16 protein-coding genes are annotated in these 20,023 nt (G+C 49.9%); 6 read left to right on the plus strand and 10 right to left on the minus strand.

Translation table 11 applies throughout. The features are described from left to right. Positions 1-58 precede the first annotated feature (58 nt). The 4 genes from recQ to J7619_RS23555 form a co-directional block, all read right to left on the minus strand. On the minus strand, positions 59-2,215 hold the full coding sequence (gene recQ / locus J7619_RS23540; RefSeq protein WP_291204513.1) for a DNA helicase RecQ: 2,157 nt from the start codon (positions 2,213-2,215) through the stop codon (positions 59-61). Between the two features lie 62 nt (positions 2,216-2,277). Beyond that, positions 2,278-4,383 (minus strand): helix-hairpin-helix domain-containing protein, encoded by a 2,106-nt coding sequence (locus J7619_RS23545; RefSeq protein WP_291204516.1) that lies wholly within the window; start codon positions 4,381-4,383, stop codon positions 2,278-2,280. A gap of 36 nt (positions 4,384-4,419) precedes the next feature. Continuing rightward, positions 4,420-5,283 carry a carboxylating nicotinate-nucleotide diphosphorylase gene (gene nadC / locus J7619_RS23550; protein WP_291204519.1) on the minus strand — a complete coding sequence of 288 codons (864 nt, stop codon included), beginning with the start codon at positions 5,281-5,283 and terminating at the stop codon, positions 4,420-4,422. Between the two features lie 17 nt (positions 5,284-5,300). Next, complete coding sequence (locus J7619_RS23555) at positions 5,301-7,064, minus strand: capsule assembly Wzi family protein (protein WP_291204522.1); 1,764 nt, start codon at positions 7,062-7,064, stop codon at positions 5,301-5,303. A 126-nt stretch (positions 7,065-7,190) separates the two neighbouring features. Between J7619_RS23555 and upp the strand changes: the two genes are divergently transcribed. After that, positions 7,191-7,835, plus strand: a complete 645-nt coding sequence (upp, locus tag J7619_RS23560; protein WP_291204525.1) for a uracil phosphoribosyltransferase — start codon at positions 7,191-7,193, stop codon at positions 7,833-7,835. 12 nt (positions 7,836-7,847) lie between these two features. On the opposite strand, the gene J7619_RS23565 is transcribed toward upp, so the two are convergent. Beyond that, complete coding sequence (locus J7619_RS23565; protein WP_291204527.1) at positions 7,848-10,931, minus strand: carboxypeptidase-like regulatory domain-containing protein; 3,084 nt, start codon at positions 10,929-10,931, stop codon at positions 7,848-7,850. A 288-nt stretch (positions 10,932-11,219) separates the two neighbouring features. On the opposite strand from J7619_RS23565, the gene J7619_RS23570 reads away from it, so the two are divergent. The 3 genes from J7619_RS23570 to J7619_RS32315 all read left to right on the plus strand — a co-directional run bounded on the left by J7619_RS23570 (position 11,220) and on the right by J7619_RS32315 (position 12,909). Beyond that, on the plus strand, positions 11,220-12,287 hold the full coding sequence (locus J7619_RS23570; RefSeq protein ID WP_291204530.1) for a mannose-1-phosphate guanylyltransferase: 1,068 nt from the start codon (positions 11,220-11,222) through the stop codon (positions 12,285-12,287). Between the two features lie 93 nt (positions 12,288-12,380). Beyond that, complete coding sequence (locus J7619_RS23575; RefSeq protein ID WP_291204533.1) at positions 12,381-12,677, plus strand: hypothetical protein; 297 nt, start codon at positions 12,381-12,383, stop codon at positions 12,675-12,677. Next, on the plus strand, positions 12,616-12,909 hold the full coding sequence (locus J7619_RS32315) for a type II toxin-antitoxin system RelE/ParE family toxin (protein ID WP_409012761.1): 294 nt from the start codon (positions 12,616-12,618) through the stop codon (positions 12,907-12,909). Before J7619_RS23575 ends, J7619_RS32315 begins: the two co-directional genes overlap by 62 nt. A gap of 3 nt (positions 12,910-12,912) precedes the next feature. On the opposite strand, the gene recF is transcribed toward J7619_RS32315, so the two are convergent. Further along, a complete protein-coding gene (recF, locus tag J7619_RS23580) occupies positions 12,913-14,010 on the minus strand; it encodes a DNA replication/repair protein RecF (protein WP_291204536.1) in 1,098 nt (365 codons plus the stop codon). A gap of 124 nt (positions 14,011-14,134) precedes the next feature. On the opposite strand from recF, the gene pdhA reads away from it, so the two are divergent. Both pdhA and tatC read left to right on the plus strand, forming a co-directional pair. Then, positions 14,135-15,166, plus strand: coding sequence for a pyruvate dehydrogenase (acetyl-transferring) E1 component subunit alpha (gene pdhA, locus J7619_RS23585; protein WP_291204539.1), 1,032 nt, complete (start codon positions 14,135-14,137; stop codon positions 15,164-15,166). A 105-nt stretch (positions 15,167-15,271) separates the two neighbouring features. Then, positions 15,272-16,159 carry a twin-arginine translocase subunit TatC gene (gene tatC, locus J7619_RS23590; RefSeq protein WP_291204542.1) on the plus strand — a complete coding sequence of 296 codons (888 nt, stop codon included), beginning with the start codon at positions 15,272-15,274 and terminating at the stop codon, positions 16,157-16,159. An 11-nt stretch (positions 16,160-16,170) separates the two neighbouring features. Here the strand turns inward: tatC and J7619_RS23595 are convergent, their stop codons facing one another. The 4 genes from J7619_RS23595 to J7619_RS23610 all read right to left on the minus strand — a co-directional run bounded on the left by J7619_RS23595 (position 16,171) and on the right by J7619_RS23610 (position 19,972). Beyond that, positions 16,171-17,259: a pyridoxal phosphate-dependent aminotransferase family protein gene (locus J7619_RS23595; RefSeq protein ID WP_291204545.1), complete on the minus strand. Its 1,089-nt coding sequence runs from the start codon at positions 17,257-17,259 to the stop codon at positions 16,171-16,173. Between the two features lie 8 nt (positions 17,260-17,267). Next, positions 17,268-18,290 (minus strand): dipeptide epimerase, encoded by a 1,023-nt coding sequence (locus J7619_RS23600; RefSeq protein ID WP_291204548.1) that lies wholly within the window; start codon positions 18,288-18,290, stop codon positions 17,268-17,270. A gap of 29 nt (positions 18,291-18,319) precedes the next feature. Further along, a complete protein-coding gene (locus J7619_RS23605; protein WP_291204551.1) occupies positions 18,320-19,195 on the minus strand; it encodes an NAD kinase in 876 nt (291 codons plus the stop codon). Between the two features lie 105 nt (positions 19,196-19,300). Continuing rightward, on the minus strand, positions 19,301-19,972 hold the full coding sequence (locus J7619_RS23610; RefSeq protein ID WP_291204554.1) for a CBS domain-containing protein: 672 nt from the start codon (positions 19,970-19,972) through the stop codon (positions 19,301-19,303). Positions 19,973-20,023 lie beyond the last annotated feature (51 nt).

Here is a 20,023-nt window from a genome sequence, read left to right on the forward strand (position 1 = left end):
TTGTCGAGAAAGTGTAAGCTAAATTACACGAAGTAAACAGATTACCCAAAAACCTCGGTCACGGAAAAGGCCGCTCGCTTTCCCAAATCGCCAGCGCCAGCCGGATTTGTCCGTAATCGAACCGCTCGTTCAGTAACTCGAACAGCGGTTTTAGCGGATCATTTTTCCCGACCTGGATTTCTTCTGCTGCTGCGATGATGGTTTTGTAAGCCGCGGGTTCAATAAGCGATTTCAGATCAACGCCGTGGCCGTCTTCTTTCAGTTTGACCAAATGCGAGATAATCGTTACCGGGTTGAGGTTGCGCTTTTCGGCAATCACCTTGACGGAATAGCCTTCCTTATAAAGATCAAAGGTTTCAACAAATGTCATCCCTTTCATCACACGTGTGCCGGGTGCATTGTTTTCCCGCGCGAAATCGAGGATTGCATTGATGAATGCCTCACCATACCGACGGAACTTTTCGGCCCCCACACCTGAAACAGCCTTCATTTGTGCTTCGGAAATCGGTTTTTTCTGGGCCATTTCGGATAGTGAAGCGTCACTGAACACTACGTAGGGAGGTACGCCGAGAGTATCGGCCAGTTGTTTCCGAAGCTGGCGCAAGCGCTCGAAAAGAGCGTCGCGGATAATTTCCTGCTTGGGTTTCTCTTTCGGTACCAGTTCTTCTTCTTTCGCTTTGCGTTCGCTGAGCGGGATGAACTTCACAAGTTCGATTTGCCGTTCGCCTTTCAAAACCTGCCAGCTTACCGGGTTCAGTTTAAATGAATGCGCCTCATCGTAAGCAATATCCATGACGCCTGAGTTCAGCATTTGCCCCAGGTATTCCGACCATTCGTCACCCCTCAGCTCATGTCCGACGCCGAAAGTCGGAAGTCTTTCGTAGCCATGTTGCAACACGTTCCGGTTGCGGCTGCCGCGCAGAATGTCGATGAGCATACCCATCGCTACCTTTTGCTCCGTACGGGCGATGCCGGAGAGTGCCTTTTGGGCGATGATCGTCGCGTCGAAGCGGGTGCGAGGGTTACGGCAGACGTCGCAGTTGCCGCAGTCGTGATCGACGGGCTCGTTGAAATAACTTAAGAGAATGCGGCGGCGGCAGATATCGGCTTCGGCATATTGCTTCATGCGGTTGAGTTTGGCATGCAGCAATTCCTTTTGCTCGGCCGACTGGTCCGAATTGTTGATCATGTCCTGCCGGGTGATAATATCCATGTAGCTGTAAAACAGTACGGTATCCGCACTGGCACCGTCGCGTCCCGCCCGCCCGATTTCCTGGTAAAAGCTCTCGACATTCGAAGGCAAATTATAGTGGATCACCCAGCGGACATTCGATTTATCGATCCCCATTCCGAACGCGATCGTCGCGACGATGATTTGAATATCATCCCTCAGAAAATTCTCCTGCACCTGCGAGCGCTTGTCGGCGGTCATGCCCGCGTGGTAGTACGCGACGCGGAAGCCTGCTTTTTGTAAGCTGGCCGCCACGGTTTCGGTGCCTTTGCGGCTGAGGCAATAGATAATGCCCGGCTGGCCCTCGTGTCGGTTGATAAAGCGCTGGATTTGCTCGATCCGCTTTCTTCCCGGCAACACATTGAGGCTTAAATTGGGCCTGTCGAAGCTGGAAATGAAAGTTTCGGCGTGTTCGATATTCAGCTGTTTCAGAATATCGCGGCGCGTGACGCGGTCAGCGGTGGCCGTGAGTGCTACGATCGGAACATCGGGGAAACGTACTTTCAGGAGGTTCAGCTGCCGGTATTCCGGCCGGAAATCGTGGCCCCAGGAAGAAATACAGTGCGATTCGTCGATGGCGAAAAGCTGCACGTTCCATTCGCGGAGCAGGTCAAATGTATTTCCCGCAAAAAGCCTCTCGGGCGAAATGTAAAGCAATTTCAATTCGCCTAGCTTGATCTGCCACATGATCTGGTCCTGTTCCGCTCCCGAAAGTGTGGAGTTGAGGAATGCTGCGGTGATACCGTTCCCTCGCAATGCCTCAACCTGGTCCTTCATCAAGGCGATTAGCGGCGAAACAACCACCGTAAGCCCCTGGCGCAGCACAGCCGGGATCTGGAAACACACAGATTTACCACCGCCCGTGGGCATCAGCACCATGCAATCGCGGTTGGCCATGATCGTGTCGATGATTTCGGATTGCCGGGGGCGAAAGGAGTCGTATCCGAAATATTTCTTTAATGCTTCAAGTTTGTTAATGGACATGATGTACTGATTAATGGTATTTACTTCAAAAGAATTTCCTTTCGCGCTGCAAAAATACGGCTTCAAAACTGATACATCACCTGTACTTTTGCCTCGCTTCGCTTGCTACCGTTAATTTCGTTGAGTCCTGAGCTGATCTTTTCAATGTCTGAATACCGCGTTTGCGACCATCTGAGCCATATTTTAAGCTGTTTTGAAATGGTGTAACGTAGCATTAAATAATGTCTGATGCCGGTATTGTAGTAGGCGGGAATCGAAAATGCGTAAAGCATATCTCTTTCATACACATATTGCCGGCTGTCGTAATCGTCGGTTTTGAAAAATGCCGCGCGGCCGCTGATTTCGACCTTTGAAAAATGCCAGGTCATGTCCTGCACGATCGTGAAGCCGTGGGAGCCTTTTGAATGCGCATTTTTCAACTCGCCATATTGCAGCCGGGTCCGGAAAGCGCATTTGAGCGGAATTTCGTAATCCATATTGAACATGGCTGTCCGCTTAATAGATCGGATGAGCGATGGATTATTACCCTCTGCCGCAGGATCATTAACCTGTTTATGCTTCTCATGAAATAGCAAATAGGCATTCAATCGCTTCGAAGGTTTCCATAGCAAATGCAGGAAATAATCGAAACCGCTGGAAGGTTTATCAACCTGGTATTTCAGCCATGGAAACCGGAAATAATCGAAGTAGGTGCTCCATTGCCATTTCCGCGAGGGCGACCAGCGTGCGCCCGCGTAGGCGCCGCGCTCGTTGATGGGACGTGTGGCTTCGCTGATCGGGTTGCCGCAAAATGTATGGAAGTTGCGGGCATAATGCCGGGCCATCAAGGAAATGTCGATCTTCTTGCCGACGCTGGCAATGAACCCGCCGATAGCGCCGCTCCCGCCGCTTTTTGAAATCGCGGTTTCAGCAAAAAAATGGATATTCTGCCAATGGTAATCGCCGTGGAGGCCTGCAACGAGGTTTTGCTTGCCCGAAAATTCATAGCGGTTGTAAGGCAGATCACGTTTTTGGATAAAAGAATCATAGCCGGTATGCAGCATTGTGAGCCCGATTTGTCCTTTTTGGGACGCTATTTTGTGCAGCAAATGCAAACCGACATGCTGTTCTCCAAGCACATTGTGTTTTTCAATTTCCGAAGGTGTGCGGTGGTAGCCGGTAACGGGCAGGGAAGTGGTAATGTTGGAATGAATGCTGTCCGGTTCCTGGGTGGCGTCGCGTTTTGTTTTGGAGATTAAAATGGTGAGATCGGTGCGTGTGGTAACGCTCCACGTCGCTGCAATGCCCCGGAAAAAGGTGGCTTCGGTAGCGGAAGTGTAAGGTTTGAGACCGGTTGTGCTTCTGTAAACGGAACGGATCACCTCAGCGCCTTTACCCAGTGAAAATCCTGCGCCGGTAATCATTCCCTGCCCTGCCTGCATCTGAAAGTCGCCGATAATCAGGTTTTTAAGCCGTCCCCGGTTGAGGATTTGCGCATGAAAGGAAGTATAGTCAATGCCCAAAATCTGCCTGCGGGCATTCCATTGCCATATTTCTTCCCCGGCATCCTTTTCCAATGTAATTCCAAAGCTATAAGCACCGCTCCGGGCATTGCGGTAGCAAATGTAGCCGTTGAAGGGCGGGCCCTGGTACCGTGTCGTCGCATTCGAATTGGAATCCAACGGTGCATAACCCTTCTGCTGTTCCAGCAACTTCCCCGAACGCAACATGAGGAAATGCTGACCTGGATTTTTTAATGCGTCGCGAAGAGAAACCGCTTTGACACTGATCGTCACAAAGGGCAACAGCCTTTTAATGGTGTAGATGTCAAATCCAGAAATAGCCTGTAATTCGTAAAGTGAGAGCAATGCACCTGCTTTTGCACGGTAGTCGAAAAAGGAACGGAGTTGTTCTTCACTTAAAATAAATGTGGCAGCAAGGTCGTCGGGCGTGGCGGTGTTGAGGTCGAGCGGACTGGCGTAGAGCTGCAAAAGCGCTTCGTAAAGGTCTTCCGAATCGTCGGGCGGTACGGGGAAAAGTTCGGCGATGAACAGATTGATGTCGACGTCAGGCCGGGGCGGCTCCTGGGCTATGGACAGGAATGGAATGCAAATGCCAAGCAATGCGGTTATCCACAGGGAATAGCCGGCAGGAAACCCTTGAAGATCAAAAGCGTATGTGGTTTTCATCGATCTCAGCATACGCTTTTGATATGAATGAAAAGGTTAGAAGGCTTTCAGACTTAAATCCAGACTTCGGGCCTGATGCGTGAGCGCACCGCTGGAAATCCCATCCACACCGGTTTCGGCCACTGCGCGTAATGTTTTTTCGGTAATGTTGCCCGAAGCTTCCGTTTCGTATCGATCGCCGATCCGCTTTACAGCTTCCCGGAGGTCGTCGAGCGAGAAATTATCCAACATGATAATATCGACGTTGCCGACACGCAGCACCTCGTCCACCTCGGCCAGGTTCCGCGTTTCGATCTCGATTTTCAGCTTCCGGCCGGTCTCTTTCAGGTATTTGTTAGCCCCGGTAATCGCCGCTTCGATGCCACCTGCGTAATCCACGTGGTTGTCCTTCAACATAATCATGTCGTAAAGGCCCATCCGGTGGTTCACCGCGCCGCCGATTTTCACCGCCATTTTTTCAAACAGCCTGAAATTCGGGGTCGTTTTGCGGGTATCGAGCAGTTTTACAGGCAAATCCTTGATCAGGTCCGACATTTGCCGTGCATAAGTGGCGATGCCGCTCATGCGCTGCATAATGTTCAGCACCAGCCGCTCGGCTTTCAGGATCAGACGCGCGTTTCCTTCTACCGTAAAAACAATGTCTCCTATTGATACGACAGACCCGTCAAAAAGTAACACATCAATTTTCGGAAGGGGGTAACCGTAATATTTTGCGGTTTCATCGAAGATGATCTGCGCCACTTCCACACCCGCGAGTACTCCGTCCTGCTTTACCAGCAGCTTGGCGCGCTTGGTGGCATTTTCGGGTACGCTGGCGAGGGATGAATGGTCTCCGTCACCGATATCTTCCAGCAATGCGAGCCTGAGAAGATTCCGGAGTTCGTGGGGGTCAGTTTCCATTTTAGTAGAAATTAAAATCAGTAGGTCTGTTGCCGGTAAGCCATATTATAGCGGATGGCAATCGAAAAAACGTTGGAGTTGGTAGCCACCTTTGCATCCTGCGAGGTCACTTTCCGCATCAGGTAGCGGCCGTCGAGGAACAGATTGTGGGCCAGTGAGTACGACAGGCGTAAATCGGTAAATAGTGTTGTTGCTTTGATGCCCTGGCCGATTTTCTGGTTCAGGTTACCCTCGTCTCCCGGCCGTCTCGTTTCGTAGCTCTTCGAAATATCGCCGCCGTAATTGATAGAAGGCCCTGTGCTCGGATCTTTACCCTGCATGGCCGACATGACGGTGCCGTAAATCGACAGCCTCGGCGTGACTTTGTATCTCAAAATACCCAAATACTCCCTAAAATTAGCTCCCAACGGGTGCGCGAGCGCCTGACCGTAATGCATGTAGTTACGCCCGCCGTCCTTGTGCGAGTAGGTGTAAGGGCGCACGACGTTGTATTCGGCCTGCAAATCAAGGTTAGGTATGCCGAAAGCGTCCACGTATTTGGCACCGAGTTGGAAGCTGTATTTGTTAGTCCAGGATCCGCTGCCATTGAAAAGGAATTTGGTCAAAAACTCGTCGAGTACAAACTGGCTGTAAATAGAAGCGGTTTTGCCCACGAGCCAGCGGAAATCGAAACCGAGCAATGCATTATCCTGGCTGCCGATGTAGGATTCTACGTAGCGGTAGAAGATGATGGGGTTGAGGTAATTAAGGTCATATCCGCCGCCAACCGAATCGCGGTTGAAAACTTCGGCTTCGAACACCCCGAAATTGATTTTGTCCGTCAGGTTAACACTCAAATGGTGAATTGCGGCGAATTTCTTTTTTCTCAAAAACTCAGAGAATGCGTCCTCGCCACCGTCGATCATGCTGGTCCAGAGGTTGGTATAATGGAACCTGCCGAGCTGGGTATCTAATCTTAAAAACAAATAAGGACTGCTGTTGTCCGAAAGGATCAGCGAGCGGTAACCGCTGCCGAATGTGTTGTAATCGTGCCCGAATTTCACATTCACGGCTTTCAACGGGCGGAAGGTAATGTAGCCACGCGCCGAAAGGAAGTCGTTGCCGTGGTTACGCGTCGCTTTCGCCAGACCTTCGCCCGGGAAGCTGTATTTGGGCGCAAATGCATTTACATAGCGCGGGAACCGGCCCTGGTTATCCGAAACAAATGTGTAAAAACCCAACTTGTCATTAATCATCCCCCTGATCTCCACCCCGCGACCGGTAAACCAGAGCGTCTGATGCGACGTAGTGTCGTAGCTGTCGTCTTTTCCGATGAAGTTGGTAGTAGTAAAATTGAAATGCAGGTCGAAATCTTTGTTATGAATGCTGTACAGATCGGCGGGGTGATTGAAAAATTTGCGTTTCTGTCCGGGCGGCGGCGATTTGAACCAACCCAGTCGCGCCAGCTTGTTGTACTTGGCCGAATCCGTGGATATCATGCCTTTGGTCCATTCCCAACTGTCCTCGCGCAGGTAATCGATCGTTTCCCAGTCCCGATCGGTCAGGTCTACGGTGCCTTCTTTTAATATGGAGTCGGTGAGTGCCACCACCGCTTTGCGCTCGAATGGCTTGGCATTGTAGTGAAAACCTTCGGAAAATTTGCCCCTTTTGATTTCCAGACGATCAATGAGATGGTAATAGTCGTCGTTGAGCGGAACGAATGCACTTTGCGCGTGTACGTAAGCCGAGGATACCAGTGTTAAAAACAGTAATTTAAAATGCCGGATAATTCCTTGATACATAGGCAACAAAAATCTACTTCGACCGCAAATTGAGCTTTTGCACGTAATTTTTAGAAATGGTGTTCCAAATTACGTCAATGAATTTGTATTATCTTGCATGGAGTAGTCTAAAAAACTGTCGCTCCCATGTTTTTACTTTCCCAGAAACCTTCCATAGCAGATCACTATCTGGCCGAATTGCGTGACGTGAATTGTCAGAAAGACCGGATGCGGTTTCGCCGGAATATGGAAAGGGTGGGTGAGCTGCTGGCGTACGAAATGTCCAAAACGCTTACTTTCAAAACGGAGAAAGTAGAAACGCCGCTCGGTACCGCCCCGTGCCGGTCGATGTTGCAACCCATTGTGCTCGCCACCATTCTGCGCGCCGGGTTACCATTCCACCAGGGCTTCCTGAATATTTTCGATAAGGCCGATAATGCGTTCATCGGAGCTTACCGCGGGCACCATATCAATGCAGAGGAGGAATTTACGGTTGAAATGGATTACATCACCAGCCCCGATCTGACGGGTAAGATCCTGGTAATGATCGATCCGATGCTGGCAACCGGCCGTTCCATGGAAAAGGTTTACCACGCTTTGCTCCGTTTTGGCATTCCTGCTCAGACCCATATTGCCTCCGTGATCGCAAGTCCTGAGGGTGTTCAATTCCTTCAACAGAGAATCCCGCAATGCCGCCTCTGGTTGGGAGCCGTGGATCAGAAGCTGAACGAACAATATTATATAGTGCCAGGCCTCGGCGACGCCGGTGACCTGGCTTTTGGCGAAAAATAGCCTCCCGAACAATCAGTTCAGCAATTCATCGAACATAATGGATACGTAGTACGTGCTACCCACGTTCGGGCTGCCGTATGACTGGAAGTACGATTTCCCGAACAGGTTCGTACCGCCCAGCTTGATAATCGATTTAATCGCAGGCACTTTCAAGCTAACCTGCGCGTCGAGGTTTTTGATCGCCGGAACCCTTGTATTTGAAAACACAGGAACATCCGTGGTAGTAGGCACCACAAAGCTCGATTCCCACAAAAAGGCCTGTTGATACCGATACACTACATTGAATCCCCACGTGTTCGAGCTGGTAATACGGCGTCCGAGACTCACATTGTACCGGTATTTAGGGGTATTGAATTGCGAGTATTGCACTTCAGGCGACGGCGTAAAATCTTTCAACTCGTTGTTCGCCACGTTACCGCCGATATTGAATCCTTTGGGTAATGCATAATTCAGCCCTATCGCGAAGCCGCGTGTGGTAATGGTCTCGGTGGTATTCACCGTCCGCGCGAAGCCCTGGTAATTACCCACTCCGATACCCGATTCAATAGGCAGGCCCGGTGCAGCGGCGGCCGTCGGTACCACGATAACTGTTCCGCCAATGAGATTTTTGTATTTACTGATATAATAATAGGCATCTATGAAGAGCTTTTTCGCGATAATGCCTTTGTAACCAATTTCGTAGGAAGCAATGCGCTCCGGTTTCAGTTTCACGGGCTGGTATTTGGGCAGTTTTCCCAATGCATAAGCCTTCGCCAGATCGGGGACGAGTGCCGGCACCTGGGTCGCGAGAATACCCGGCAACTGTGCCGACAGTACGCCCGGAAGTGTCTGGTTGACGCCAGCCGTAATAGCCGCCTGGATCACCGCCGGATCATTTGGAATGGTCCCAGCCGCTACGCCCGCGTTGACCTGCGCAGTCACCGCCGTGGTAACCTGTTGTGTAATGGCGGTAGTTGCCTGTTGGGTAACCACCACCGTCGCATATTGCTGAGCGCTTTGAATAATCGACGGATCGCTTTGTACCACAGCGGCTACATTTGCCTCGGAGAGGTTCTGCCGAAGAATACCGCTCGACAAGTTGTAACGTGAATCAAACTCCGGCAAGCCGCCCACGAGCGTTCCGGATGGTGTTCTGAGGTCGATATACTGGTTTTGAGTGGTTGGAATACGGAAGCCTGTTTGGTACGAAAGGCGGATATTATGCTCGCCAAATGTAGTAACCGCCGATACCCGGGGTGTAAATTGTCCATCGAAATTCTCGTTTTTGTCGTAACGGATAGAACCGGTCAGTTTTAAATGCTCCGAAAGCAGGTTTTTGCCCGCCTGCACGAACGCACCCCATTCATTAATAGGTATCGTGCCGTCACGCCCTTCTTTGGTATCCGCAAATAATGTCCCTGCCGAGCGAAGCGTGTAAAGGCGGTAGTTGGCTCCGGCGATCAGTTCCAGAAAGCGGACCTGGTTTTTGAAATTATAAAAACCTTCTGCGTGGTACATGTTGGTTTTATCGGCGAAACCGCCCCCTCCATTTACGATCGGCATATTCCGGTACTTATCCAGTAGCTGGTTGAATGTAGCGCTGCCCGGCTGCGGCATACCCTGATCCGCAAACTGCCGCGCAGCTATGTGCGCGTCGGCTTCTGCTGCACCTGCACCGCGCGCCTGCACGAATGCGCCCACATATTGCCCGAACCACGTATTGTTTGGTTTGATCTCACCCAGCATGGAAACCGCCGCAAGGCCCGCCAGGTACGATTTGCCCGAACGCTCCTGAGTGGTGTACGCTCTCACGGTAAAATTGTCGCCCCGCAGTTCCAGTTTAGCCTGGGTAAGGTTGAAATCACGTAGCGAATAGCGGCCGGTGCCGGTGTAAACCGTCGTTCCATAGCCGTAATTGACCTGCGCGATGGCCTCTACTTTTTCGTTCAGGCGGTAATGCAATGCCACATTCGCCTTGAAACTTTTAGTATCGTAATCCACCAGATCTTTTTCGCGGAAACCTGTGCGGCTGACAAATGCATTGGGAACAAGGCTTACCGCTGCCTGAGGAATCTGCCCCGACGCCGCAAGCGCCTTAGCTACTGCATTGATATTGGTCTGGATTTCGTCCCCATACACATTCGTTCCGTCATAATCCAAGTCGGTCCCTTTTCCACGGTTTGGGTCGGCATTGCCGCCTACGTTGAGGTTGGTATAATTGGTGGCTTCCCAATCCTTCGCCTGGATGTACGAGAGGTTTACTTTGAATGCGAATTTGTTATGGAATGCTTTGGCATAGCGAACAGTAGCCTCGGCAAATGGTGTAGTGGCTTTCGAACGGGTCTTTTCGTGCATAATGCCACCTTTGACGTTCGCGCTCAATCCCTGGTAGAGGAACGGGCTTTTGCTATTCATTAGTACCAACCCGTTTACCGCATTGGGACCGTATAGCGCCGATGCCGCGCCGGGAAGAACCTCGACGCTCTCCACGTCGAGCTCCGACATGCCGATGATGTTATCGAGCGGAAAATTGAGCCCGGGTGCCTGGTTATCCATTCCGTCGATCATCTGCACGGTACGCGGGTTACCGGTCGCGCCAAAGCCACGCATGTTGATGGATTTAAACAAAACGCCCTGCGTCGTCATGTCGATGCCTTTCAGGTTCGCGAGGGCATCGTAGAAGTTGGTAGCCGGCGTGTCGCGAATGCCCCGGATATCGAGTTTTTCAACCGCAACGGGTGATTTCATGACACTTTCCTCAACGCGAGATGCGGAAACGACGATTTCCTTACCGAGCACAGGCTGCTCTACCATTTTTATTTCGAGATTCGACATGCTCGCAGTGACCGCAATTTCCTGGGTTTGAAAACCGACGGAACTGACGATGATGGAAAATGGCGGATTGGAAGTGGTGGTCAGAGAAAACTCACCTTTTGTGTCGGTGATCGTGCCGGCCACTTTACCCTGTATACGAATGCTAACGCCGGCGAGCGGTTCCCGGGTCACCGATTCGGTGACCTTGCCGGTCAAACTAATCTGCGCGAAAGAATGTTGGCAAAACAACAATACGAGAAACAAGAAAAGCAGATTTCTGAGGGATGCAGAAGTTCGGATCATGGTCGGTTAGTGGGTTGATGTCTGTAACAAGTTACTAAGAAATCGATTTTGTTTACATAATATCCAATTTTTTCTTTGGGAATTCATAAAACAAAAATACGTGTGATCGGAAATCAAATAATTCGATGATGTGGGAGAAATTTAATGCATTGACGAAAGATCGCTATTCGAGCCATGAACTAACTTTCCGGGACTTTTCCGATGCCCGGATTGAGCATACTGACTCTTTATCATTAGTTTTGAGGGATTTTATTTAACGTTATAACAAACATACCTTACACAACACAGATGCAGGACACTTATGTGATAATCATGGCAGGCGGCGTAGGAACCCGTTTTTGGCCGTTCAGCCGGACGGATTTCCCGAAGCAATTCCATGATGTGCTTGGCACAGGAAGGACGCTGTTACAGCAAACGGTCGACCGGTTCGACGGCGTTTGCCCCATTGAAAACATTTATATAGTAACCAGTCAGGAATACAAGGATCTGATCAAACAGCAGATCCCCGAACTGACCGACGACCAGATCCTTCTGGAACCGCACCGCCGGAACACCGCGCCGTGCATCGCCTATGCGTGCTACAAAATCGCAGCGCGGAACCCGAATGCGAACGTGGTCGTAGCGCCTGCGGACCATATTATATTAAAAGAAGAGGTTTTCAAGGATACCATCAAAGTAGCACTCGGAGCGACCCGCAATGAGGATATTCTGGTTACGCTCGGTATCCAGCCAACGCGCCCCGACACGGGCTATGGCTATATCCAGTATATCCCGGATAAGCTGACGGTGAAAAAAGTAAAATCGTTTACGGAAAAACCTCATTTGGAACTGGCATTGCAGTTCCTGGATAGCGGTGATTTTGTGTGGAATGCGGGTATTTTCGTTTGGAATATCAATGCATTCAAAAAGGCGCTGAATCAGTTCCAGCCCGACATTGCTGAAATTTTCCAGGGCGGAGTCGAACATTATTACCTCGATTCGGAGGATTCGTTCATCCAACGGGCTTACCAGCATTGCGGCAGCATTTCCATCGATAATGGTATTATGGAAAAGGCTGAAAATGTGCACGTCGTACTGGCTAGCTTCGGATGGTCGGACCTGGGAACGTGGAAATCGATGTATGAAGTTTCGGAAAAGGATGAAAACCTGAATGTTACAGACGGCAACCTGATCCTGCATAATACGACGAACTCGATCATCAAAACGCCGAAAGACAAGCTGGTAGTCATTAACGGCCTCGATGGTTTCATCGTCGCGGAATTCGACGGCGTGCTGTTGATCTGCAAAAAAGACGACGAACAGAAGGTGAAGGAGTTCGTGGCGCAAGCCAAGGAGCTGGACCCGAAATATGTTTAATGCGGTTGATTATTAATGCATGCCGCTTGAAAATCCAGGTCAGTTTGGCCTGGATTTTTTGTTTTGAAATTTGTAAATTCACAGAAAGGTTACATGTCAATTGAACAGCTTATGTCTAATCGTCGAGAAATAAAAGCAGAATTAATGCAGCTCGTGAATGAGGTCAGTGACGATCGCTTGCATGACTTGTTGCTTACTATCCGTGCATTTGCCGAGCAGGAAGCATATGCAGGTGTCGATACTCATTCTCCTGAATTTTTAGAAAAACTCAACGAATCTCTGCGCTCAGCCGAAACAGGTCCTCTTTACTCGAATGAAGAGGTGTTTAATGAAATCAGGCGTGGTATACGAGATAAAATGGAGTCCGCTCGCAAAGAAAGATTACACTGATATTATAAGTTATCTTTATGATGTCGGCGGTGATCGAAGTGCCGAAAAGTTTACAGACAGTCTTCAAGCCAGCTTGCAAAGGTTGGAGCATTACCCCTACATCGGCGCGGCAGACGAAATGATCCCTTCTATGAGGAAACTGCTACTTGACAAGCAGTACCGTTTGGCTTACACAGTGTTTGAAAATATCGTCCTTATTATGAATATAACGCATTCGTCGAAGCGTCGCTAGCAGCTACTCCTTCAACACCTTCTCAATCTCAAAAAACCGCACATCCGCCTTCACATGCTCCAAAATCCGTTGCGAGCGCTCCGGCCGGGCGTCGGTGATGAAAACCTGGGCCAGAAAGCCGGTATCAATCAATTCGATCAGTTTGTGAATGCGCCGGTCGTCCAGCTTGTCGAAAATATCGTCCAGCAGTAAAATAGGCGTTTTGCCTTTTTCTTCTTTTAACAGCTCGAATTGCGCGAGTTTCAGGGCGATCAGGAACGACTTTTGCTGGCCTTGTGAGCCGAACTTTTTGAGCGTAACCCCGTCAATTTCGAATACATATTCATCCTTGTGCACGCCCTTGCCCGTGCGCTGCGCGTGCAGGTCGCGGCTGCGGTTGCGACGGAATTCGGCCGGGAAATCGGGGCTGGCGACTTCGCTTTCGTAGATTACATCCACTTTTTCATGACCGCTGCTCAGGAATTCGTAGTATTTACAAAACAGCGGGATAAATTTTTGCATAAACGTCGCGCGGTGCTCGTGAATGCGCTGCGAGAGGACGATCAATGGCTCGTTGTAGGTTTCGAGCAGATCTTCGTCCAGATAATTTCTTTCGGCAAACAGCTTCAGAAGGCCGTTCCGTTGGGTCAGGATCTTATTGTAATGCAGGAAATCGCCGAGGTAACCGGGCACAGCCTGGCCGAGGACACCATCGAAAAAGCGGCGACGCTCTTCGCTGCCGTCGCGGATGAGGTCGGTATCGTCGGGGGCGATGAGAACGACGGGAAAAAGGCCGATGTGGTCGCTCAGACGATCGTAATGCTTTTTATCGGCCATGAAAACCTTCCGCTGACCGCGTTGCAGGCTGCATGTGATCTGAATGTGCTTGTCCTGCTCGTTGAAAACGCCGTCAATGAGGAAGAAATCAGCGGTATGGCGAATGCCCAATGCGTCCTGGTTGTGGAATGCGCTCTTGGTAAGAGTCAGAAAATAGATCGCGTCGAGCAGGTTGGTTTTGCCGCTGCCATTCTCGCCCACGATACAGTTCACATGTTTTCCAAAAGTGAAGGCCTTCTCCTCATAGCTTTTAAAGTATGTAAGACGGAGCTTTTCTAGCCACATGAACTTCTTTGTTATTTAGTTTATGCTTATTTTCGCACATCATTGCGTGAGTACGGCAAAACAGACTCTGTTCATACCATAACTTTAAGACAAAGTTCTGTCTTTATAAACGAGAACCAAATACATGGCCACCGTTACTGAGAAAAAGAAAGCATCAGCCCCCAAAAAGTTACAGCATCCGAAGGAGCAATACATGTTCTGGTTCGAGAATATGCTTTTACAACGCCGTTTTGAAGAAAAATCGGGCCAGTTGTACGGTCAGCAGAAGATTCGTGGTTTTTGTCACCTCTATATCGGCCAGGAAGCCTGTTCTTCCGGAGCGGTGAGTGCCCTGAAAAAAGGCGACAAGTACATTACCGCTTATCGCGACCACGGTATTCCGCTCGCATTGGGTACGAGCCCGAACGCGATCATGGCTGAGCTTTTCGGCAAAAAGACGGGTACTACCAAAGGTAAGGGCGGTTCCATGCACATTTTTGATAAAGAAGTGGGCTTTATCGGAGGCCACGGTATCGTAGGCGGCCAGATTCCCCTGGGCGCAGGTATCGCATTTGCTGAGAAATATAACAAAACCGATAACCTGTGCATCTGTTACTTCGGTGACGGCGCAATCCGCCAGGGGTCATTCCACGAAACGCTGAACATGGCGATGAGCTGGAAGCTGCCTGTGATCTTTGTCGTTGAGAACAACGGTTACGCCATGGGTACTTCCGTAGCGCGTACTTCCAATGTTACGGAGCTTTACACCCTTGGAGAGGCGTACGATATTCCTTCCGAGCCGGTTGACGGGATGAGCGTTGAGGCTATCCACGAAGCGGTTTCCCGCGCGGCTGAGCGTGCACGCAAAGGCGACGGTCCTACTTTCCTCGAATTCCGCACGTATCGCTACCGCGGACACTCCATGTCCGATCCTCAGAAATACCGTTCGAAAGAAGAGGTTGAAGAATATAAGCACCGCGACCCGATCGAGCAGATCCGTGCGGTGATACTCGAAAACAAGATTGCCACTGAAGAGGATCTTGAAAACATCGATAAAAAGGTAAAAGAAATCGTTGCGGAATCTGTGCAATTCGCCGAGGAATCGGAGTGGCCGGATCCGAAAGAGGCTTACACAGACGTGTACGTTGAGAACGACTATCCTTTTGTAATGGATTAATTTGATCCAGAACGCATGAATAAAAAACCCGTCGGATCACTTCGACGGGTTTTTTAAGTAATTTCAGCTTTTCACTTAGATTGAGTTCTAGTAATAATTTAAAATATGTCCCTGGATCAGGATTTTGACAGAGAGCAGGATGATGAAGACGGCGATGGCAAGGAGATGTCGTTTCTCTCGCATCTCGAAGAACTAAGATGGCATGTAATACGAGCCGGTGCTTCGATTCTCGTATTTGCGATTCTTGCATTTGTTTACATTGAGGAACTTTATCACTATGTGATCATTGCCCCGTCCCGTGCTGATTTCTGGACTTATAAGATGCTCTGCAAGTTGTCGGTCATTGTCGGCTATGAAGACTTGTGTATTAAATCCCTTAATTTCAAGTTACAGGCAATCGGAATGGGCGACCAGTTCACGATGAGTATGACATCTTCGGTGATTGCCGGCCTCGTGTTCGCATTTCCTTATGCATTTTGGGAACTTTGGAGGTTTATTAAGCCCGGTTTAAAGCCATCAGAAAGGCAATCAGCACGAGGAGCTGTTTTCTATGTGACATTCCTGTTCTTTTCGGGTGTACTGTTTGGCTATTTTGTTGTAGCCCCATTGGCGATCAACTTTCTTGCCAATTTTACACTTGATCCGGCTATTATCAATGAATTCAGCATCTCGTCCTATATATCACTGGTCGCGACGCTCACTTTGGCGTGTGGAGTAGCATTCCAGCTGCCCATTGTCGTTTTTGTGTTGTCGAAAATCGGTGTTCTTACGCCATCGTTTATGCGTGAATACCGTAAACATTCGATGATCGTGATTTTGATCGTGGCTGCTGTAATTACCCCATCGCCGGATATTTATAGCCAAATTCTAGTCGCAATTCCGCTTTTCATGCTTTACGAAGTTAGTATTATGGTTTCGGCGAAAGTGGAGCGGGAAAAACTGCGTGAAGAAAAACGCCTCGCGAAACTAGGCGGGACCACTACGGAAGATTGATTTGGAAGATATTAAGCAATAAACCGCTTACAGACCTCGGCCAACCGGTCGAGGTCTTCTTTTTGGTGCAGACTGCTGATCACGATGCGTGTTACCGGCGCGTCGGCGGGCGAAGGGTAGGGGAAACACGACGCCATAATGCCGTTTTGCAGCAGATGATTGAATAGTGCTGCATTTGCGGAGCAGAATACAGGATAGTCCGGTATGGTTTCAAAAAGCGCATTACCCTCCATTTTTGCATTGAAATAGTCAATGTTGTCTGCCAGCAAAGCACGCGCCGATTGGTATTTGTTTTGTTCCAAATGCATTTTCAGCGCGTACGCATACGCAGGGGCCGGCGGGGACGCGCCAGCGTACCACGGCGATTTCCGCACCGTTTCCACAACCGTTTTTGAACCCCAGATTGCTCCTGCCGGGATACCTAGTGCCTTGTTCAGGGACGAAACGAAGATGGTTTGTTTTAAAAGCATTGAATCTACTTGTTTCGTCACGCCATTTCCGTTGGTACCCATCACACCCAGCGAATGCGACTCATCGATGACCAGGCATGTATTCGCAGGATTTTGAATAGCATTGAAAAGTGTAAAATCGAATGCCTTCACCACCGGTGAACCTACGGCATCCGTGCAGATTATATGAGCGACATCAGGCTCCGTCGCATTGATTTTTCGAGCGGTTTGTGTGGCCCATTCACTCCATTCACCATTGCTTCTGTCAAATGCATTGCCCCATAACGCAGGATGTACGCCAGGCGCGTAATGGTAAATGATTCTGGTGATGCCCGGAGGAACAGTGTTTTCAATCACTTTCATCAGTAATTGTCCTGCCCACATACCGGAGGAAACAATCGATGCGGATTCAGTTTGCAGAAAATCAGCCAATTGCATTTCGGCCTCCTCATAAATGTCCAACCTCAGACTATTGCTCCTCGAACTGCCATAGTGATTTCCGAAAGTTTCCGTAGCTGCATGGATGTTTCTACGAAGCTCTTCGTTGTGCCCCATTCCGAGGTAATCCGTGCCGCTGAACCATAAAAAATCCCGACCGTCGGTCGTCGTGACGGTCCTGCCGGGCAGTTTGCGGGTATGGTAGATGTTCACGGCGAAACCTATAAGAATTCGGGTTTCAGTGCGGCGCCGGTACCGTTGTCCTGAGCGTAGATCACCTTGCCAAAATCGAAGGTAACACCGGTGGCAGGGTCGTTGCGGATGAGGAGCGAGCCGTCCATATCCACGTAGTCGAGCAACGGGAGCAAATGGGCGATGGCTGAAATGCCGACGCTCGTTTCGGTCATGCAGCCCACCATTGTTTTCATCCCCAGTGACCGCGCCTCTGCGATCATCCGGAGGGCAGCGGTAGGCCCGCCGCATTTGGTTAGTTTCACATTGATGCCGTGGAAAAGGCCATGACATTGCGCCACATCTTCCTCGACAATGCAGCTCTCATCGGCGATAACAGGCAGTGCGCTCGATGCAAATACCTTCTTCATGCCCTCGATATCATCGGCGGGTAATGGCTGCTCGATGAATTCCACGCCTAATGCAGCCAGTTGCGGGGCTATTTCAATGGTTTTTTCTGCGGTCCAGCCACAATTGGCGTCGACGCGGAACAATGCATCCGTGTTTTTTCTTAGTTCCTGTACAATGCGCAGGTCCTCGTTCGTGCCCAACTTGATTTTGTAAATGGGCCAGGGCAATTCTTTCATTTTCGCGACCATCTTTTCCACGGTATCGATACCGATCGTAAAGTTGGTCATCGGAATATGGTCGGGCGATAATCCCCAGCTTTCGTACAGTTTCTGGCCTTTCTTTTTGGCAAAATAATCCTGTGCGGCCTCGTCCAGCGCGCATTGTGCGAAAGAATTATCTCTGAGAAGCGGGTGTACCATGGTCCAGAGTTCTTCTGCCGAGGCATATTTCCCTTTTTCAACGATATCCTTGACCATATCCAGCGTCCCGATCATATTGCCGATCGTAATGCCATAATAGGGATTCGAGGTGGCTTCGCCGAAGCCGGCATGGATGCCGTCGTTCAGCTGGACGATCAGCGTTTGCTGGACATCGCGCGAATCGTGCGCGATGGTAAAGGTATGTTTGAGTTGAAGGTCAAAAGTGTGGTACGTAAGGCGCATAGGGTGTCAGAAATGGAGATTTAAGGGGCCTAGTTTCGCATATCGAGCCCCCACGATAGTTTGCTTCTCAATGTATTCAAAAAACTGTCGTCTTTCATCTTGATTAACCGCGCAATGAACCCGGCTTTGCGCACGAGCAATTGCGTGTTCTCATCCACGATGCGTGAGCGCGCGTCGAGCGAAACGAGGAAGTTGCTGCTGCGGCTTTTTACTTCGAGGCGGATCACGGCGGTATCTTCCACCACCAGCGGGCGCACGTTCAGGTTGTGCGGGCTGATGGGCGTGACGATGAAGTTCTGTGAATGCGGCATAAGCACCGGACCGCCACAACTTAATGAATAACCCGTCGAACCGGTCGGCGTGGATACAATGAGTCCGTCGGCCCAGTAAGAGTTAAGAAACTCCTCATTCAGGTAGGTATGGACGGTGATCATCGACGAGGTATCGGTTTTAGTGATGGTGAAGTCGTTCAAACCGAAGTTCAGGCCGTCGAACAGATCGATATTGGACTCCACTTCCACCAGTGTCCGCTCGTCGATGCGGAACTGGCTGTTTTCGAGCGCAGCGATCATGTCGGTAATGCGTTCCGGCGATATCGTCGCCAGGAAACCGAGGCGGCCCACATTAATGCCGATCGCCGGCGTCTGGCGCTTGCCTACGTGTGAAATTGTTTCAAGCAATGTGCCGTCGCCACCCATGCTTACAATCAGGCGCGCGTCGAAAAGTTCTTCGGGTTTCTCGTAAACTAGTTCGGAATAATGCGAAATACCGGCCTGGTCCAGAAATGTCCTGAAAGACTTCGAAAGCTGGACCTCAACTTTTCTGCGCGCCAGTTCATCGAACATATTTTCAATGAACGGCCTTGCGGACTCATTAAAGTTGCGTCCGTGAATGGCGATTTTCATGAAGGAAAAATAAAACTTGTGGTTTCAGCCGAAAGATACACGACAAATAGGGCGATTCAAAAGCCGTATGCACATTTGACAGCGCCGGGTGCACGGTATGGGGTGTCAGGTCGCCAGATAGCGTAACAGCATATCGAGGCGCTCCTGGTCGAGGCTTTCGATCGGATCGTTGGCGTGGGCTTCTTCAATTTCATATCCGAAGCGTTCCAGCGTGGCAATGATGGGGGTAATATGGGTCCGGTTCAATTTTAGTGTTAACCGGGCCTCGTTGGTAGGATTGTAAACTTCTCCCGACGAATAGTAGCTGCTCAGGATTTTAACACCATTGGACTCGATCAACCGGCTTATTTCCGAAAGCGAGTAGTTTCTTTCCTCAATTTTAAGGACAATCACGGCGCCTTTTTCCTGCACGCCCAGCTCGTTTACAAAATGTTCGACGAGGTCGTTGACCAGAATGCTGCCGGCAAATGTCCGGTCTTCGTGCAATACGGGGATAACCAGCAGGCCAAATTGATTGACCAGCCGGAGCAGCTCGTAGGGATGTTGGTCCTCCGTTGCGAAAATGTCCTTATGCTGGATGATGACCTTGGAAAGCGACTCAGAAATATCCGTTATGTCAAAGAGAATATCCTCTGAAACGATGCCTTGATAGATGGCTGAATCAGCGATAACGAGTTGTTTCACACCAAACTCGTCCATCCAGTCCAAAGCCGTACCCACCGAATCGCTCGGTTTCAGTAAGGGGATCATTGGATTTATCAGATTGGCTGCGAGCATGGGTCAGAACGTCATTTTCCGAAGCTATAAAAAAACAATATATAGATCAAC

The organism is Dyadobacter sp. (assembly GCF_017744695.1).
Taxonomy (GTDB): Bacteria; Bacteroidota; Bacteroidia; order Cytophagales; family Spirosomataceae; genus Dyadobacter.

Excerpts from the sequence above, each read along its gene's own strand:
- J7619_RS23565 (WP_291204527.1), bottom strand. The coding sequence starts at position 10,931 with ATGATCCGAACTTCTGCATCCCTCAGAAATCTGCTTTTCTTGTTTCTC.
- J7619_RS32315 (WP_409012761.1), top strand. The coding sequence starts at position 12,616 with ATGAAATCAGGCGTGGTATACGAGATAAAATGGAGTCCGCTCGCAAAG.
- recQ (WP_291204513.1), bottom strand. The coding sequence starts at position 2,215 with ATGTCCATTAACAAACTTGAAGCATTAAAGAAATATTTCGGATACGAC.
- upp (WP_291204525.1), top strand. The coding sequence starts at position 7,191 with ATGTTTTTACTTTCCCAGAAACCTTCCATAGCAGATCACTATCTGGCC.
- J7619_RS23600 (WP_291204548.1), bottom strand. The coding sequence starts at position 18,290 with ATGCGCCTTACGTACCACACTTTTGACCTTCAACTCAAACATACCTTT.
- J7619_RS23605 (WP_291204551.1), bottom strand. The coding sequence starts at position 19,195 with ATGAAAATCGCCATTCACGGACGCAACTTTAATGAGTCCGCAAGGCCG.
- pdhA (WP_291204539.1), top strand. The coding sequence starts at position 14,135 with ATGGCCACCGTTACTGAGAAAAAGAAAGCATCAGCCCCCAAAAAGTTA.
- J7619_RS23555 (WP_291204522.1), bottom strand. The coding sequence starts at position 7,064 with ATGTATCAAGGAATTATCCGGCATTTTAAATTACTGTTTTTAACACTG.
- J7619_RS23610 (WP_291204554.1), bottom strand. The coding sequence starts at position 19,972 with ATGCTCGCAGCCAATCTGATAAATCCAATGATCCCCTTACTGAAACCG.
- J7619_RS23575 (WP_291204533.1), top strand. The coding sequence starts at position 12,381 with ATGTCAATTGAACAGCTTATGTCTAATCGTCGAGAAATAAAAGCAGAA.
- tatC (WP_291204542.1), top strand. The coding sequence starts at position 15,272 with ATGTCCCTGGATCAGGATTTTGACAGAGAGCAGGATGATGAAGACGGC.
- J7619_RS23545 (WP_291204516.1), bottom strand. The coding sequence starts at position 4,383 with ATGAAAACCACATACGCTTTTGATCTTCAAGGGTTTCCTGCCGGCTAT.
- J7619_RS23570 (WP_291204530.1), top strand. The coding sequence starts at position 11,220 with ATGCAGGACACTTATGTGATAATCATGGCAGGCGGCGTAGGAACCCGT.
- nadC (WP_291204519.1), bottom strand. The coding sequence starts at position 5,283 with ATGGAAACTGACCCCCACGAACTCCGGAATCTTCTCAGGCTCGCATTG.
- recF (WP_291204536.1), bottom strand. The coding sequence starts at position 14,010 with ATGTGGCTAGAAAAGCTCCGTCTTACATACTTTAAAAGCTATGAGGAG.